A 19,334-nucleotide genomic window follows, 5' to 3' on the forward strand; every position below is an offset into this window, starting at 1 on the left:
TGTGCCACTGATCGGCTTGTCCGACAGTGCTTATTGGCTTCAGTTGAGATTGTGGATTTCGATGTGGGAGGTTTACCTGCGCGGTGGGGGATATCTGGTAGGATTTGTTTGGCGTGGGAGTGCAGATGTGTGTTGGCGTTGTGGTGAGCGTGGTTGGGAGGGGCAGTTGTGTGTTGATATGTGTCGACCCGCATAACTTTGAGAGGCTGTTTTTTGTTGAATATGGCTGAAACGAGGGGGTTTTATGGTGCTGTTTTTTTCAGGGATTCATGGAGTTCAGCTGAACCAGTAGTGTTCTCGCGCGCGACGCATAAGGGACCATCTTTCCAAACGGCAGGAGGGCGTCAAGTCGAAAATGAGCACCGTCGGTGATAAAAAGCGCACTGGAACAGCGACAACGATTTCGGATCAAAGTACAATTTATGAAATCGCTTACCAATAAATTTTAAAGCATTGGTGGTGATTCTTAGTAGAATGGAAAATTGGGGCTGTTGGAACGCGTCTCGTATTCCTTCAAACCTGTCAGCGCTCACTTATTAATAAAGAGGTAACAACCTGTGAAACGACTACTTATTTCCGCCTGGACTCTTTGCGTCTGTTTGTCTGCACCTGTTTTTGCTGATGAGCGTGGCACATTAATTTTTGAAGATGATTTCGAACGCAACGAGTCTCAGGAAACCAAAGATGAAATTGGAAAAGGCTGGGGATCGAACAGTCGGAGTCGTGCGAAAGGGAATAAGCAGGTCGATCTCAAAAACGGGGCCATGTATATTTACATTCACAAGGTGGCAGACCACGCCGTTTCTGTGACACACCCTGCTGAGTTCAAAGATGGTGCGATTGCGCTGCGATTCATGCTGGAAGATCCACAGGACAGTCTGGGGCTGAACTTTGCCGACCTGAAGTACAAGCCGGTGCATGCCGGGCATTTGTTCGTTGCGAAAATCAGTACAAAACGTGTAGAACTGACCGACCTGAAGACGGGAAACATGGAACTGAAAACGCGCGAGCTGAGAAAAGCCGGCAAGTTACCTGCCGCCTTGAAAGAAAAGTTGAAGACAAAGACCAAGCGTTTTCCGAACAAACTGGAAACGGGAAAATGGTACGACCTACTGGTCAGCGTTTCCGGTGATACGCTGACGGTTTCGATTGATGGCAAAAAAGTGGGTTCGTTTTCTTCGGAAGGAATTGCGCATCCCACCAAGCGGTTGCTGCGTCTGGCGGTGCCTCGCAATGCGGTGGTGGATGATGTGAAGATCTACTCGCGATCCAGCGAAACCAACTAGAAATTATTTCGAATTGTCCTGAAATTCTCCTGCGACTGGAAAGAGTCTGAATGATGTTGAACCGTTTTCGATTGATCGTCTCATTGTTGTGTCTGTTTCTGATTCTGAATCTTGATAGTTCCTGTTTGAGGGCTGCGGAGGCTGAGAAAAAAGAGACGTTGAATGTGCTGTTTATTGGAAACAGTTACACCGCTCGGCATAAGCTGGCTCAAGTCGTGAAGCAGATGGCAGAGGCCGGGAATCCCGGTTTGACGTTGAACCCGACGACTGTCATTTACGGGGGGCGGCGGCTGGTCGATCACTGGAACCTGGGTACGCAGAACTATGTCAAGCAGCATGCCTTAACGCGCGCTGAGCAGGAGCAGACGATTGCCACTCTGAAAGAAGCCGCAAAAGATCCGGAGAATCGCTATGCGAAAGGAGCACTGGCGCGTCATCGGAAACTGCTGAAGGATTTCGAGTCACAGCGGACGAAATGGGATGTTGTGGTATTGCAGTCGTATCGTGATGATCTGAATGGGAAGGATTCCCTGTATGCCCAGTATGCTCCGAAATTCGCTGCGCTGGCGAAAGCACAGGGGGCACGTGTCATTTTGTACGAAACGACGCCGAATACTCAAAACGCGAAGGCTTTGAAAAATCCTCCCGAATCAAAAGCGGTCATGAAAAAGGCGAAAGCAATTGCTGCACTGGCAAAACAGATTGATGCGTCGGCGGCTCCGATGTCGTTGGCGGGATTGCATTGTCAGACAGAACGCCCCGATCTGACGTTGCGTTTTGTGAACGATGCGCATTTGAATCAGACGATGGCGTATCTGACGGCCTGTTGTCTGTACGCGGCGCTGTTTGATCGCAGCCCGGAAGGACTGCCCGTGGATTCGATTACCGATATTCGGTTTTGGAAGAATAAAGAGCGTGAAAAAGACCGTGATGGAAAACCGATTACGAAAACGTTTTCCGAGAAAGATCGTACTGACCTGCAACGAATTGCCTGGAAGAGTTACCAGCAGTTCAACCAACTTCGCGATGATTCGTGATAAAATCGAATTAAAGTGCATTGTGAGGCATAGGCTATGAAGAGATCGCTTCAGTTCGTTTCGTTTCTTGTTTTGCTGTCGCTGGGATTAACCCCAGTTACCCACGCGGAAGAGAAACCGGTTTCGATTCTTGCTCAGCGGATCGGCGGTCATATTCATCCCTCCATTTGTCGTGCCAGCGATGGGACTTTGATTGTTGTGTTTAAGGGTGAGAACGTGTTGATGTGTTCTCGTTCCAGTGATTCTGGTGCGAGCTGGTCAACACTCCGGCCCATTCCGACTTCAGCGAAGCGACCGGATTTGATTCGGGCAGTGAAAAAATTCGAGGTCTATCCGGGCACTGCCGATACTTTGCCTGACGGTCGAATTCTGGTGACCTGGAATTATATCGCCGATGATAAGTCGAAAGACGGATATTATGAGCGTGCTTTACTTTTTTCGATCAGTGAGGATCAGGGACGCAGCTGGAGCGAACAGCGCTTGATTGGCCCTGTTGACGGGAAGCATCTGGGAGCAGTGCGGCATAATGTTTTGCCTTGGAGTGAGGGGCGGTGGTTGCTACCGCTACGCGTGGGAATGCCGCGACTGTTTGACCCGCAGACCGGTGCACTCACGAGTTTTCCTGTTGTGGGGCCGGATGGAAAACAGCACGAGTTTCAGCAAATTGTGCGTACGGCGAACGGTTCGCTGCTGGCGATGGGGCCAGTGCTGTTGCACTCTCAGGATCAGGGTCAGAACTGGAAATTGATCAAAGACTTCCCGGCTGTTCCGGACAAGCGAGACAACGCCGAGGGGCGGTATTTGACGACGCTTTCTGACGGCCGCGTGCTGGTAACGTGGGGCAGGGACCATCAGAATCAGGGGCTGAGTTATAATCTATCAACCGATGATGGTCAGACATGGGATGCTGAGCGCACGGTGATTTTGCTGCCGAAAACTGCTGTGGCGGCCCGATACTATTCTGCTCGCACAATACAGATTGATGAGCAGCATGTTGGCACCGTTTTCATGAACCGGAACGGAGTGCACTTTCTGAAGGTGCCCCTCAGGCGTTTGAATGCGCCTCAGGCGTCAGATGAATAAATGGTCTTTCTGTGAACTCTGTTGTTTTAAAAGAACAACATTTCGGTGTCATCAGTCAGGTCTGAGAAGAAGTCATCGAGATCTTCACCCCATGTCGGCAGGTTGCGAACGCCGGGGGCGAGGCCGTCCTGCATGACGCCTTCGTTTTCGTGTTCGTAGCCCAGGATGTGTCCGAGTTCGTGAAGGATGACGGTCAGGAGGTCGATCTGTCCAGCCGCTTCGCTGTCGGGTAACGCGATCAACGTCAGTTCGCTGGACCCGGCAAATTCACTATGGTCGGTGGGTGTGGTATCGACGAACCAGCCATAACCGGCGGCGTTGACGTCGATATAGATTGTGCCGGCAGCAGCACGGCCTAACGTGTCTCCCTCCAGATCGACAACCTGGATGTCGATCTGTTCGAGCGTTTCACTCTCACTGGCTGAGAGCGCGGGGCTGACCTGCTCGACGACAGATTCCAGCGCCGTTTCCGCCGTTGATTGTGAGATGGTCTGTGGTGTGGACGGCGGTTCTGTCTCTGCGTCTACGGTCAGTAAATCATTCCAGTCATCGGGGTAATTGTCAGGATAGTTGACCGGGGAAGAGCCTGACTTGTTTTTGCCATAGTTGCCGATAAACAGGATCAGATCCCGGATATTGACATGGTCGTTTTGATCAAGGTCTGCGAACCAGGAATAGTCGGAACTCGATGTACTGGGAACACTGTTATACACGTTGATAAAGATGATAAGGTCGCGGATATTGATGGCGTCATTGTCATCAAAGTCTAAAGGATTTGCATAGATGCTGGCTCCGTTGAAGGATCCCGGATTCGTCGTTGCAGGGATGTTGCCTTCTAAATTAACTTGCGCTGAACTGACGCCAAGACCCAGGTCATGGGGACCAATACTTTTGCCTGACAGATCGAGGGCGACCTGGTCATCAGCCAGCGGTTCAAATTTGATGCGGGCAAAGAGAAGCTGGTTCTTGGCTCCCAGTCTTGAGGCGTTCGTTTCTGCAGACAGACTTTCGACGGTTCCCGTCTGATCGTTGATCACACCGGTTTGGTTCTGCGTAAAGGCGGCTCCAAATTGGATCTCTGTGGCTGAAGTATATTCGGTGGTGTAATTGAAGTCTAAAGCGGCAGAGAAGACTCCCTGCTCAGTCGGGTTATGAGCATCGATCCAGATTTCGACCCAGTAGGTCGACCATTCACTGATCCAGTTCTGATTTTCCGGAAGAGCAGCTGCTTCTCCGTTGGGCTGGGTGCTTGTCGGAGTATTCACCACCCGCACATTGATCTCTGCCGTGGCAATTTCATCGTCGAGAATTGTGACTTCCGCCTGACTGTCGGTCAGTGTCACGTTGCGGCCGTCAGCCTGGAGATTGAACAGATTCACCAGAAATGTTTCATCCGGTTCGAGCAGATCGGAATCAACGAGGGAGACTGTAATCGATTTTTGTTGATCTCCCGGGTTGAAGGTTAGTGTGCCGCTGGTGCTGGTGTAATCATCGGAAGCGGCAGCAGTCTGGTCGGCGGTGGCGAAGTCCACACTGACGGTGGTATCGACGGGCGAGTCCAGCGAGACGGTAAGTGTCGCGGTGCCTGCGTTTTCATCGACGGACACATCATCGATCGAGATGCCGGCTTGATCATTATCTGTGATGGTAACGATCGCTTGATTATCTCCCAGAATGATGTCTGCGCCGTTTGCCTGCAGATTGGTCAGATTGACCAGGAATGTTTCATCCAGTTCGATTTGGTCCGTATCGGTGATTGGAATGACAATTGTCTGAGACAGGTCACCGGGGTTGAAGGTCAGTGTGCCGCTGGTATTGGTGTAATCATTGGGGCTGCTGGCGGTCCCCTCGGCAGTGGTATAGTCAACGCTAATAGCTGTGTCGACGGGTAAATTCAGCGAGACGGTAAGTATCGCGGTGCCTGCGTTTTCATCAACGGTCACATCATTGATTGAGATTGCGGCCTGATCATCATCTGTGATGGTGACGGTTGCCTGATTATCTCCCAGAATGATGTTAGCGCCGTTTGCCTGCAGATTGGTCAGATTGACCAGGAACGTTTCATCCAGTTCGATCTGGTCTGAATTGGTGATCGGAATGACAAATGTCTGGGACTGGTCACCCGGATTGAAGGTCAGTGTGCCGCTGGTGCTGGTAAAATCATTGGGAGCGGCAGCAGTCTGGTCAGCAGTCGCATAGTCCACGCTGATGGTGGTATCAACGGGCAAATCCAACGAGACGGTGAGCATCGCAGTACCCGTGTTTTCATCGACCGTCACATCATCGATTGAGATTGTCGCCTGATCATCATCGTGAATCGTAACCTGCGCCTGATCGTCGGCAAAGGATATATTACGTCCATTGGCCTGAATTCCCGAGAGGTTGACCAGGAATGTTTCAGTGAGTTCGACCTGGTCTGAATTGGTGATCGAGATGACAATTGTCTGGGACTGGTCACCCGGATTGAAGGTCAGTGTGCCGCTGGTGCTGGTGAAATCATCGGGAGCGGTAGCAGTCTGGTCGGCAGTGGTGTAGTCCACGCTGACGCTGGTATCAACGGGCGAGTCCAGTGAGACGGTGAGTGTCGCGGTGCCTGCGTTTTCATCAACCGTCAGGTCATCGATAGTTAAGCTGGCCTGATCATCATCAGTGATGGTGACGGTCGCTTGGTCATCTCCCAGAATGACATCTGCGCCGTTTGCCTGCAGATTAGTCAGGTTGATCAGAAAGGTTTCATCCAGTTCCACAAGATCAGAATTGATGATCGAGACGGTGAAGGTTTTCGTCTGCTCTTCGGCATTGAAGGTCACAGTGCCAGATGTACTGAGATAGTCGAACGTGCTCGTTGCCGAATTGTTGGCGGCGGTAGCGAAGTCTACGCTGATACTTGTGTTTAATGGTTGATCCAATGATACTGTCAGCGTGGCGGTACCCATAGCTTCATTGACGGTCACATCATCGATCGAGATCGCAGCCTGATCATCATTTTGAATCGTAATGGTACTCATTGATTGAGTGAGTTGTGCATACCCCGTTAGATTCGATAGTTCGATACCAAAAGTTTCGTCAAATTCGACACGTGTATCACCAAAAACCTGAAAGGTGATGGTTTCCGTTTGAGTTAAAGATGTTATTTCACTGCCAAAATTAATTGTTCCTAAAATGACTTGATAATCACCTGCGGAAACGGTTGCTGTACCATCAATGCTCTGGAAATCGACAGAGGCAGGCATAATTAAGTCACCTGGATTTGTCCCCGTTCGTGTTACATCAACACTGACTGTATGTAATCCATTATCCCCTTCTGAGACAATCAAATTTCCGATTGAAACTTCAGGTAATTTTTTAGGTCCAAATACGTAGACCGATCCAGAGTTTTCGAATTCATCATCGTCTAAATTCGAGCTTACAAAGATAGATCCGTTGGAGAGGTCAAATTCACGCCCGAAGCTATCCCCTTTGACTGATTGTGCAGGGTCCAGTTTTTGCTGTTCCACCCAATTCAAGTTCTCTTTTTCGAAGACATAGACTGCACCATAAGTGTAGCTGCTATAGGGATCGAAATTGTTACTTGCAGGATCGTAAACCGCTCCGATCAAAATGAGATCTTCTTTGATAAGGACATCGATACCAAAATGTGAATTATGAGCAGCGTCCGATGCCGTTAAAGTCTGGGAATGATTCCAAAGATTGTTCTCTGGATCGAATGTATAAAGGTCAGCTTTACCACTACTGTATGACAGATCGCGGTTGGAGGAAGAACCAATTAACAGATCGTTTCCTTCCAGACTGATAGAGACACCAAATTCTCGCCGAAATCCAGGGGTTGAATCCTTGATCTTCTGCGTTTGCGACCAGATACCATTTTCGAAATTAAATACATAAACGGCTCCACTTTGGGAAATCGTTTCAGAGTCATGGCGTGCGCCGATGACGATTGTCGCGTTTTCAATGTCGACTGCATTACCAAAGTAGTCATTCTCATCTGCATCTTCTGCAACTAAGGTGGTTGACTTGGACCAGATTCCATTGGCTCGATTAAAGACATATGCGGCACCAGTGAAATTATCAGTGGATTGCACACCCACAACAATTGTATCGCCTTCGATGGCAATCACATTACCAAAATAATCATTGTCGGTTGTCTCCGGAACAGAGAGCTCCTGCTGAAAACTCCAGGTATTTCCTGATCGCGTATAGACATAGAGAGATCCACTGTTGACCCCACTTCCATCCTGGTATGGCGCCCCTACAACAGCGGTGTCACCACTGATGGCGACTTTCCAACCAAATCGGTCTGAATCGCCTACGGCAGGGTTGGGAGCCAGTAGCGTTGCCTGGTATTCCCAGGTATCGTCCTCTGGATGATTGGGGGTTCCCTGATCATTTCGTACATAGATAAACGCGGCTCCCTGATTGGGTTGGTCCGCATCCCAGTAGAGAGCACTTGAAATCATGGTGTCACCATCGACGGCAACATCAGAACCGAATAAATCATTATTCACTTCTGGATTGACTGCATGTAGTTTAGACTTGAATTCGTAGTCGACGAGGTCGTTGTCCTGAATTGTGACTACTGCATGATGGTCAGAGACTATTACATCGAATCCGTTGAAATTAAAATTACTGAGATCAACGAAAAACGTTTCATCCAATTCTATGAATTGATCATCAACAAGATCGACTGTTATGTTTCGAGATTTCGAACCGGAATAGAAAGTGACATTTCCTGATTTGCTGAGGTAGTCAACTGAATCAAAGGCTGTCTGATCTGTCGTGGCATAATTAAGACTGATGTCGGTATCGACAGCCTGACTGAGTGAGACGGAAATTGTAGCGGTTCCCGCAGCTTCGTTAACTGTGACGTCATTGATTGAGATCGTAGCCTGATCATCGTCAACAATCGTAACCTCTCCTTGATTATCAGCGAAAACGACATCTGCGGTAGAAGACTGGATGTTGCTCAAATTAACCCCAAAGGTCTCGTCTGCTTCCACGCGATCAAGATCAATGAGGCTGACGGTAATTGTTTTCGTGTGCTCACGGAAATTGAAAGTGAGCGTACCTGAAGTAGCCAAATAATCTGATCCACTGATTGCAGTACCATTGAATGTTGAGTAATCAATGGTAACAGGAGTCGTTACAATCTGAGGGAGTGAAACTGTTAATACCGCAGTCCCCGCGTCTTCATCAACTGAGACATCATCAATCGTGATTGTCGCCTGGTCATCGTCCACAATTGTGACCTGGCCTATTACGTCAACAAAAATTACATCTGAATTATTTGACTGAAGCTTGTTGAGAAATACTCGAAACGTTTCATCAATCTCTACTAGTTCATTATCGACCAGATTGATCGTGATTTTTTGGGTGAGTACATCGGGATTAAAGGTTAGTGTGCCTGCAGAGTGTTCATAGTCAACACCAGAGAATGCACTCTGTTGGCTGGTGAAGAAGTCGACAGTCACTAAGTTGTCGACTGCCTGACTGAGCGAAACAGTGAGTTCTGCGAATCCCAAATTTTCATTTACTGAAACATCATCAATCGAGATTGTCGCCTGATCATCATCGAGGATCTCAATCTCACCCTGGGGATCTGGCATACTGACCAGATTGTCTGCTACCTGAAGATTGGTCAGCAGAACCTGCATGCTTTCAGTCTGTTCCACAGTGTCCGAGTTGATGATGGAGACTGTGATCGTCTGAGAGACATCACCGGGATTGAAGGTCACAGTTCCGGTGCTGGAGAGAAAATCCAAATTTTCAACGGCGGTTCCGTTTACAGTCTGGTAATCGACTGAAACGGCTGTTTCCAGAATATGATCCAGTGAGACCGTTAGAGTTGCAGTCCCGACATCTTCGTTGACCACAATATCATCGATTGAGAGGATTGCCTGGTCATCATCTGTGATCGTAATTTCCGCCTGATCGTTTCCAAGGGCCACGTTGAAGCCATTGGCATGCAGGTTGGTGAGATTGACGAAAAATGATTCCGGTGATTCGGTGAGGCCATCGTCAATGATTGTCAGAGTGATGGTTTGCGTGGTTTCGCCCGGATTAAACGTCAGCGTTCCCGAGGTTGTCGTATAATCAGAAGCATTGAGAGCCGTTCCGTTTAGCGTTTCAAAGTCGACAGAGACCGTAGTGTCGACGGGGCGATCGAGTGATACTGTGAGGGCCACGGTACCGGCATTTTCATCAACGGATAGATCGTTAATCGAGATGCTGGCCTGGTCGTCATCGTGGATTGTGACGACTCCTTGAGTATCAGCGAGAATTACATTGGCACCATTCGCTTGAAGATTCGACAGATTGACAAAAAACGTTTCGTCCATTTCAACCAGAGCGGAATCATGAATTGAGATGGTGACTGTTTTAGAAGTCTCGCCAGGAGCAAATGCCAGGATACCTGATGTAGATTGATAGTCTGAGCTGCTCAACGCAGACCCGTCAGCTGTGCTGTAATTGATTGAAATGGGTGCCTCAACCTCGTGATCGAGTGAGACGGTGAGTGTTGCCGTTTCCATATTCTCGTTGATCGTAACGTCATTGATTGAGATTGTACTCTGGTCATCATCTTGAATTGTGACCACAGATTGACTATCTGAAAGCGTGATCTGGTACTCGCTGGACTGAGGGTTCGTCAGATTGATCAGGAAGATTTCATTCGGTTCTACGACATCAGAATCGATGATCGAAATATTGATTGACTTACTGGTTTCGCCGGGATTGAAGGTTAATGTTCCTGAAAGCGCCTGATAGTCAGATGGACTGGCAGCCGAGTCATTAGCGGTTGTGAAGTCAACTGTTAAAGCAGAGCTCAATGCCTGGTTGAGCGAAACGGTGACGGTCGCGGTTCCTGCATCTTCATTGATCACAACATCGTTGATCGAAAGGGATGGCTGATCTGAATCAAGAATGGTGACTTCTGCCTGACTATCTGGCAGTATCACATCCAGCCCCGAGTTCTGAAGATTAGACAAGTTGACAAGAAACGTTTTATCGACTTCGAGCAGATCGGAGTTGATGAGATCAACGATAATTGTTTTTGACTGCTCGCCCGGATTAAAGGTCAGTGTGCCGGATGTAGCCTGGTAATCCTCACCGGCAAGTGCGGTCTGGTCTGTGGTGGCGTAGTCAATTGTGATGGTTCCATCAACTGGATTATCCAGTGAGACAACAAGACTGGCAGTACCTGATTCTTCATCGACACTCACGTCGTCAATTGAAACTATGGCCTGATCATCATCCACAATAGTGATGTCCGCTGTGGAATTAGTGAATTGGAGGTCAGTCGGCGATACATCGGCCACGATGTTCACCCAGAACGTTTCATCCAACTCTACTTTATCATCGTCAACGATCGGAACGGTGAAGGTTTTTGATAACTCTCCGGGATTAAAAGTGACCGAGCCGTCTGCCTGTTGAAAATCGTTAAAAAGAATGGCAGTACCGGAATGAAAGTAATAGTTTACTGTAAATGGGTATTCAATTTCCTTATCGAGCGTGAGAGTCAGTGTGGCTGTTCCATCCCCTTCATAGGCTGTCGTGTCGGAAATGTTCAAGAACGCTGTATCATTATCTCGAATTGTGACAGTCGCTTTTTCACGTGGGATCAGTGCTTTGATCGATGGGTTTTTGAGGATGACTGAGAAGTATTCATGGGGTTCTATTTTTTCGTCGCCATTGATCTGAATGGAAATCGTTCTGGTTTGAGTCGCAGTTCCCGCTGCAAGATTAAAGCTTAATGTACCCGTCTGTGCCTGATAATCGCCGGATGCCGTGGTGGCAGTTCCATCGAGCGTTGTATAATCGATGGTGATGTTCTGATCGTACAGATCGGACGTTAATCCTCCCAGGGTTACGGTCAGGTTCAGAGTCTGGGTGCCATCATTTCCTTCAACAATTTCGGTATTGTCGATGATGAAGGTGGGGACCGGTCTCGTATATGCGTTGATACGAGTGACGCGTTTCCGATCATCTTCAGGTAGAGGTGTTCCGTATATCGGGATATCGTCGTCGGTGATCAGGTGATTGCCATAATAGGCAATGCTTTGATCATCTCGAGTTGATCCACTTGAGTAGTATGATGGTGAATAAACCACGGATTCGTTTTGTGTTTCCCAACCTGCTGACCCATCATAAAAAAAGGTGGGGCCGTGTGTTGATGCAACAATCAGGGTATTGTCCACTGCAATGAGTTTCTTGCCGTATCCGTAGAAGTTATCCCAAGCCGTCGGGAGATATTCAATTTCCTCTGCATTCTCCCAGCCCATTGATCCATCAAAAATATAGACAGCACCGCTATCGGCCCTCTGTTCAATGCTTCTCGGGGAACCAACAAACACCGTGTCTCCGGAAATGGCGACAGCAGAACCATATTCACCTCCGCCAGTATAAACTGTGGAATTATAGAGGCTGGTTTCAACAGCATCGTTCCAGTCGGTCTGTTTTTCGTAAACGTAGACAGTCCAGCCATTGAGCCATCCCGGGGTGCCAACGACAATCGTGTCTCCATCAATATCGACGGCAGCTCCAAATTCTCTGTCTGTTGCTCCATTGGTCGCATACAGTATCGATTCTTCCGGCGCCAGACTGGACCAGTCAGTACCATTTCTGGTGTAGACGTAGACGACTCCCGAATTTGCCTCGACGCCATCTCCCTCAGGGTTTCCGATGACAATCGTATCACCTGTGAAGGCAATCAGATCCTCATATGTGTTGTTCAGATCGATATTGACTGTCCGGGATACGGTGTCAAACAGGGAAGTGACTGTCGGGGGCGTTGTGGTCCAGTCTGAACCATTCTTTTCATAGATAAAGACTTCGTACTGCCCTGATTTTGTATAGGTTCCGACGACAATTGTGTCACCAAAGATGGCTATGCTGGATCCAAACAGGGTGAGTTCTTCAGGGTTTGGGCCAGAGAGTGTGGTTTCGTAAATCCAACTGTCATCGGAATCGAAATCAGGCGTGCCGTGATCGTTTTTTGCATAAATATAAACGCCTCCTCCGGGAGCAAGAGTCGAATCCGTTCCGGGAGCCCCTACGATCAGGTAGTCGTCATTCATGGCCAGAGTGTGACCGTAGAAATCCTCCACATTCGATGCCGTGAGAGGGCCTCCGGGGGGCAGTTCGCTATTCAGATGAAATTCCCCATAGCTCTTGTTGGTATAGTCTGGCCCGTAAAATACGTAAGCACCACCACTGTCGATACCATCCATGTCGGCGCCTGTGGCACCGACCGCAATAGTTGTTCCGTCAAGGGCAACCGCTGAACCGAAGTGTTCCCTGTCTTGGGTGTCAACCGAAATTACTCTCTGTTTCAGTGCACTGTTAGACCAGTAGCCTGCAAACTCGTAATAAAATGCGGCACCGGTAATCGCATTCTCGTTATCAGGCAGCACGGTTCCGGTCGCTCCAATCAGAAGGCCTGTGGTACTGATCGCGACAGAATACCCGAAGAGCGTGGTTGAAATAGTGTCGAGATGGGGAGTAAATTTCAATTCATAGGGGCCATAAGAATTAGCAAGAAAACCATTGCTCTCGTATAAATAGGCGCCGCCTCTGATGGCTCCCACTAAAACAGCATAACCGTTGGTTGCGACCGCTCCTCCGAATTCGTCGTAGATCTCACCGTCGGAAGCGGTCAGTCTGGTTTCATGGATTGAACTGCTGATCCAGCTCGAACCTGATTTGGCATAAACATACGCAGCGCCACTGGTGAGTCCATTCTCGTCATCTCCATAGGCGCCGACGACAATCAAATTTCCTTCAATCGCAACTGAGTTCCCAAACTGATCTCCTGAAGAGAGTGTAGCAGGTTGTAATTTTCGAACCGCGGGAGTCGTCCAGGAATTTCCCTGTTTCTCCAGAATATAAGCGGCTCCTCCTGTCGAAACTCCAGTAGCGCCCGCAACAATGGTATTGCCGTCGATGGCTACCGAGTAACCAAGGTGAGCGCTGTAACTCAATCCAGAGAGTCTGATCCGCTCGATCTGGGGCGCTTCGGTTACCCAATCGTCTCCCGATTTTGTAAAAGCATAGATTGTACCTCCATTATCGTCGTAAGCTCCTGTGATGATGGTATTACCTTCGATGGCGACCGATCTACCAAAACCATCCGTATAAAGAGTTGATGTTGGGTTTAGAACGGTTTCGTATTCCCAGGTATCGTCAGACTGGTCAGCAGTTGTGCCATGATCATTACGCGCGTAGACATAAATGGTGTGCTTCTCCTCGGCACCAACGACCATGTAATTCCCGTCTACTGCAATCGAATTTCCCGCCTCGTAGCCGGTATGATTGGCATGGATATCTTCCGGGTAATAGGGCTCCTGAAATTCAAAATTGTTCTCAAGCAGATCGTCGTTGGTAATCTCTCCTGTGGCCTCTAGTGTGTCGACGTTTCCTGCAAGAATACTTTCTCCCGTGGGATTGCTCAGCTGACCAAACAGGGTCTCTGAGTCTTCAATGATCAGGTCCCCCTGGACATTGATGGTCACCGTCTGGCTTTGTGTAATTCCCGTGGCACTAGCAGCGAAGGTTAGTGTGGTTGACAGTGCTGTATAGTCGATGCCCGCTATCGCAGTACCATCCAGGGTTGAGAAATTGACACTCGATACAAAATTCAAGTCACCGGGCGAAGCTCCTGTCCGGGTAATTTCGAAAGTCAATGCTTGTGTTCCGTCTGCTCCTTCCAGCACGCTGGTTGGTGTCAGACTGAAAATGGATTGTAATCCCTGATCAAGAATTGTAACACTGGCACGATCGTCAGCGAAGATTACATCGGCTAAGCCAGAGTTGATTCCAGACAACTGAATTGCAAATGATTCGGTACCTTCAACCAAGCTTGAATCAATCAGGGGGACCTCAATGGTTTTTGTGGTTTCTCCCGGATTGAAAGTCACTGTTCCTGATGCGGACAGATAGTCCTCGCTGCTGGTGGCACTCTCGTCTTCTGTGGTATAAGCCACTGTGACAGTTTTCTCAACTTCCTGGTCGAGAGAGACCGTCACAAATGCGGTTCCGTCTCCTTCATTGACCGTGAGGTCTTCAATGGAAACGGTGGCCTGTTCACTTTTTTGAATGGTGACTGATCCGAGGTTGTCTGCGAGGATCACTCCAATTGTTCCGGTTTGCACATTAGACAACCAGACCAGAATTGATTCATAACTTTCTACCAGTTCATCATCGAAGATGGGGATAGAAATGGTTTTCGAAGTCTGTCCGACACCGAAATAAAGAGTACCGGAAGTTGCCTGGTAGTCCAGTCCGGCCTGAGCACCGCTGTCGGCGGTGGTGTAATCAACGCTGAATGGCTGGGCGTGTGGTTTTGATAGCGTGACAGTCAAAGTTGCTGTTCCGGCTTCTTCATATACGGGAGCAGAACCGATCGTCAATTCGGGCTGATCTTCGTCTACGATAGTTACAACTGCCTGATCGTTCGTGAAATCAAGCAGATAATCTGCTGATTGAATATTGTCTAATACGATCAGGAATGTTTCGTCCGGTTCGGCTACGTCATCATTTATGAGGGGGATCGTAATTGCTTTTGTCGTTTCGTGGGAAGCAAAGACAAGGGTGCCGGATGTGTCAGTATAATCACTTGTGGAAAGAGCCGTCTGGGAATACGTATCAAAATCAACACTGAAGGCACTGTCAATCGACTGATTGAGTGAGACGTACAGTGTTGCAGTTCCCCCGGATTCGTTGACAGTGACAGCGTCAATGGACAGTCTGAGTGGAATGGAATCAACGATAGTCACTTCGGCCTGATTGTCTGCGAGTGTGACGATCAAGCCGTTCGATTGAACGTGGCTTAAATTGACCAGGAACGTTTTGTTCGCTTCCAGAGGCGTCGAATTAACGATCGGGACGGTAATGGTTTTGGTCTGCTCATTGGCACTGAAATGCAGTGTGCCTGACGTGGCTGCATAATCACCGGGACTGGTGGCAGTCTGATCCGAGGTGGAAAAATCGACAAATACGTCTCCATTGACTGGGGCACTCAACGAAACTTGAAGTGTGGCTGTGCCTGCATCTTCGTGTACTGTAATATCATCGATCGAGATGGTGGCCTGGTCATCGTCCTGGATGATGACCTGAGCCTGGTTGTCTAATATGCTTACATTGAGCGAGCCGTCCTGCAGATTGAAGAGGTTGACGAGAAACGTTTCATCAGCTTCAACCAGATCATCATCGGTGAGGGGAATATCAATCGTTTGTATGGTTTCGCCTGCTTCAAATGTCAGGACGCCGGTTGAAGACTGAAAGTCGGTTGTCGAATAGGCCGAAACGTCCTCTGTGGCATATTCGACGGTAAATGCTTCGGTCTGTGCTTTCGTCAAATTGACCGAGAGTGTGGCGGTTGCCGCGGATTCATTGACAATGAGATCACTGATTGTGAGACGCGGACGGTCCTTATCTAGAATCGTGACCAATGCCTGGTCATCGTTCATCAGAACCTGGTAAACTCCTGATTGAATATTGCTCAGAAAGACATAAAACGTTTCATCGGCTTCGACTGTATCCGAGTTGAAAATGGGTATGGTGATTGTTCTGGCTGTTTCCAGGGGATTGAACGTGATTGTGCCAGATCGGGCCAGGTAGTCATTGGGAGAGACAGCGGTGTCGTTGGCCGTGATATAATCGACCGTCACCGTCGTGGGAATGGCTGAACTGAGTGAGACATTCAGCGTCGCTGTTCCCGCATCTTCATTCACAGCCACATCTTCGATCGTCAGGAGCGGGATAACGGTCTGGTCATCGTCCTGGATGGTGACCTCGCCCTGACTGTCACCGAAGTCGACATTGGCTCCTTCAGATTGAATATGGCTCAGGTTTATATAAAACGATTCTTCTGTTTCCACCTGGCTGTTGTTCACAATCGGCACTGTGATGGCCTGTGATTGCGTGCCTGCGGTAAACGTGATCGTTCCCGATGTGCTGATGTAGTCAGCAGTGGAATAGGCAGTACGGTTGGCTGTGCTGTAATCGACACTGACCGTTGCATCGACTGGTTTGTCCAGCGTCACATAGATTGTCGCTGTTCCCTCATTTTCATGTAAGCTGACATCATCAATGCGAACCAGTGACTGATCATCTTCAATGATGGTGATGGTCGCTGTCTTGTCTAACAGTCGGGCATTTCCCAGGGGATTTGAGAGTTTGACCAGAAACGTTTCATTTTTTTCAACAAAGGTGTCACCAAAGATCTGGACCGTGAAAGTGCGCGTTTGAAAAATCGCATCCGGATCACCTTCAAAAGACAATGTTCCCGAATTTCCCAGATAGTCCCCCGTCATGACTTTGGCATCACCATCCATAGTGGCGAAGTGGACCAGCGCAGGGATGCTCAAATCGCCGGGAGTTGTGCTGGTGCGAGTGACCTCAATCGTCACGTATTTCGACCCCGTATCACCTTCCGTAAAGCTCATGTTGTCAATGGAGATGGTCGGAAGGTCCGTCGGGCGGTAGACGTAAATGGATCCAGCCGCTTGCTCCTGTTCATTATCATGTACCGCATTGATCAGGATCAAATCATGGGAGATGGCTATCTTTCGGCCAAAGTAAGCATCATCATTCAGATCTAAATCTCTCAGGATGTCTACCTGCACCCAGGTTGAGTTTTCTTTTCTGAAAAGGTAAGTGGCACCATTTTCCGTTATCAGGTGAGAAGCCGGGTCTCTTATTGAACTGACCAGAATCAAATCACCCTGAATGTCTACAGAGGTTCCAAAGTAGGAGTTAAACACATCGGGTGTGATTGTCAGCGTTTGTGTTTCCAGCCAGACATCGTCAACTCTGGTAAACACATAGGCGGCCCCGGTGTTATCTAACTGCTCGGTATCAGGGTTGAACGACTCATGAAAAACAGCGCCAACCACAAGGTTGTCTCCATCCAGAGCCACACTGTTCCCGAAGTATTCGCCATCGTGAGGCGAATCAGATTTCAGCTTTTGGACTTCGATCCAGTTTCCGTCCTGCAGATCGAATACATAGACTGCACCACTGTTATAATGCAGATTATCATCTGAATCTGCCACCGCACCTACGACGAGCGTCGTGCCATCGACATCAATTGAATCTCCGAAGTGTTTATATGTCTCAGGGTCTGACGCAGTGAGTCTGGCCATCTCTGACCAGGTATTACCAGAGCGGGAAAATACATAAACGGCACCTTGGCCATGATCAGAATAGGGATAACTGGAACCGGGAATTAATTCACCATTAGCATTGGCGACGCCAACGAAGATCATATCGCTTTCGATCTTCAGTACATGGCCAAATTCGGCGACTCTTTGAGGTTCTGAAGCTTTCAGTTTCTGCTGAAAAGTCCAGACATTATTCGAACGTGTGTAGACATAGATGGCACCACTGTTTTCAGCGCCTTCATCATCCCGGTAATCAGAGACGACTGCAGTATTACCATTGATGGCTACTGAATATCCAAAACCATCTGTTGTATAGCCAACTGGAGGCAATAATGTCGCCTGATAATCCCAGGTGTCATCGGAAAATATTGTGGGAGTTCCCTGGTTGTTTCGAGTGTATACAAAGGCAGCACCTATATTCTCTCCCGCTTCATCCCAGCCACGGCTACTGACAATCATCGAGTTATCATCAATATCGAATGATCTTCCATATTCATCAAAGGAACCAGCAGTTCCTGGCGAAAAGAGCTTTGACTGCAGTTCAAACTGATGAACGAAATCATAATCCGGTTCAATTGTGACGACTCCGAGATCGTCAGTAATGAAAACATCGGAACGGTATGAACGAACACCAGTTAAATGAACCTCAAAAGACTCTTCAAATTCAAAGCGTTCATCGTTAAAAATGTTTATGGAGATGGTTTTTGACTGTTCTCCTGCCGCGAAATAAATGTCTCCTGAGGAACTCAAGAAATCGCCACTGGTTGCCGTGTCTGGGGCAGTTGCATAATCAATTAATAAATAAGAATCTACGGGTTTATCGATCGATACCGTCAATACTGCAGTCCCCGCAGCTTCGTTGACGGTCACATCATTAATCGAAATCCGTGCCTGGTCGTCGTTCGCAATCCGTTCATCCGCGGTCGAGGTTCGGATTGTGGTACCTGAACTGTTATGCGAAATGATGCCCTTAAATTTCTCTTCTTCTTCGACCAGAATATCCCCGTTAATGATCACTTCCACGGTCTGAGTCTGTTTCAGGGATGTTGAATCTGCTCCAAAAGTGAGTGTGGTCGAGACTGGGACATAGTCCCCCTCTGCGGACAGTGCCGTGTCGTCTTCGGTATGGAAATCCACCGTTGCGATTGAGTTGAGACTCCCGGCATAACTCCCATTTCTCGTGATCGTGAATGTAGCGATTGTGTCCCCGGAATCTCCTTCATCAATCCTGAAGTCTGAACTGATGCTAAACTCCGACGTCAGCATCGTCCGGTCTTCCAGCGCCTCAATCGTGTTCAGCTGGCGATTTTCAGAATTGAAAGATCGAGACAGGGAAACGTTTTGTGATTGACGTCGTTGTAGTTTGCGATTGTGTTTACGCGGGGAACGACAACGGTTTGCGATCGACCTAAGCCAGTTCGTCAGGAGCATGTTGCAATAGACCTTTAGCCAGACTGTGTATGATCAGTTTTGTTTTGTGGATGCGTTAACTATGGGTAGAGAACGTACAGAGGATGGATTGATTGAAATCCGCAGAAGCTTGTCAGAGTTAGAGTTAGGGTATGGTATCTATACAAACATTCTATTGAACTTAAACGTATCAAGGTTCTGGATATAATTCCAGTGAATTTCTTAAGAAATAATAAGAATTGGTATTCTGCAAAAAAGGGATAAATACACGCTTGTGGTCATGGCAACGGCTTGATCTTTCCACCAAAGAGGGGGCAAGGAATAGCCCCACTCGATTTTCGGGAACCTGGTCCGGATTTCGT

The 19,334-nt window shown here is 48.4% G+C and carries 4 protein-coding genes; 3 read left to right on the plus strand and 1 reads right to left on the minus strand.

All coding sequences use genetic code 11. The features are described 5' to 3' along the window. Positions 1-599 precede the first annotated feature (599 nt). Genes Pan241w_RS09570 through Pan241w_RS09580 form a run of 3 tightly spaced genes read left to right on the plus strand, consistent with a single transcriptional unit; the run spans position 600 to position 3,406 of the window. Positions 600-1,286: a LamG domain-containing protein gene (locus Pan241w_RS09570; protein ID WP_145223299.1), complete on the plus strand. Its 687-nt coding sequence runs from the start codon at positions 600-602 to the stop codon at positions 1,284-1,286. Positions 1,287-1,336: 50 nt separating this feature from the next. After that, a complete protein-coding gene (locus Pan241w_RS09575) occupies positions 1,337-2,323 on the plus strand; it encodes a hypothetical protein (RefSeq protein ID WP_145214308.1) in 987 nt (328 codons plus the stop codon). A 36-nt stretch (positions 2,324-2,359) separates the two neighbouring features. Further along, on the plus strand, positions 2,360-3,406 hold the full coding sequence (locus Pan241w_RS09580; RefSeq protein WP_145214311.1) for a sialidase family protein: 1,047 nt from the start codon (positions 2,360-2,362) through the stop codon (positions 3,404-3,406). Between the two features lie 26 nt (positions 3,407-3,432). Here the strand turns inward: Pan241w_RS09580 and Pan241w_RS09585 are convergent, their stop codons facing one another. Then, a complete protein-coding gene (locus tag Pan241w_RS09585) occupies positions 3,433-18,828 on the minus strand; it encodes a Calx-beta domain-containing protein (protein WP_198000435.1) in 15,396 nt (5,131 codons plus the stop codon). Between the last annotated feature and the right edge of the window lie 506 nt (positions 18,829-19,334).

It is taken from the genome of Gimesia alba (assembly GCF_007744675.1).
GTDB classification, from domain to species: Bacteria; Planctomycetota; Planctomycetia; order Planctomycetales; family Planctomycetaceae; genus Gimesia; species Gimesia alba.

What these genes read in the sequence shown, in the direction of transcription:
- Pan241w_RS09580 (WP_145214311.1), top strand. Translation starts at nt 2,360, where the DNA reads ATGAAGAGATCGCTTCAGTTCGTTTCGTTTCTTGTTTTGCTGTCGCTG.
- Pan241w_RS09575 (WP_145214308.1), top strand. Translation starts at nt 1,337, where the DNA reads ATGATGTTGAACCGTTTTCGATTGATCGTCTCATTGTTGTGTCTGTTT.
- Pan241w_RS09585 (WP_198000435.1), bottom strand. Translation starts at nt 18,828, where the DNA reads ATGCTGACGTCGGAGTTTAGCATCAGTTCAGACTTCAGGATTGATGAA.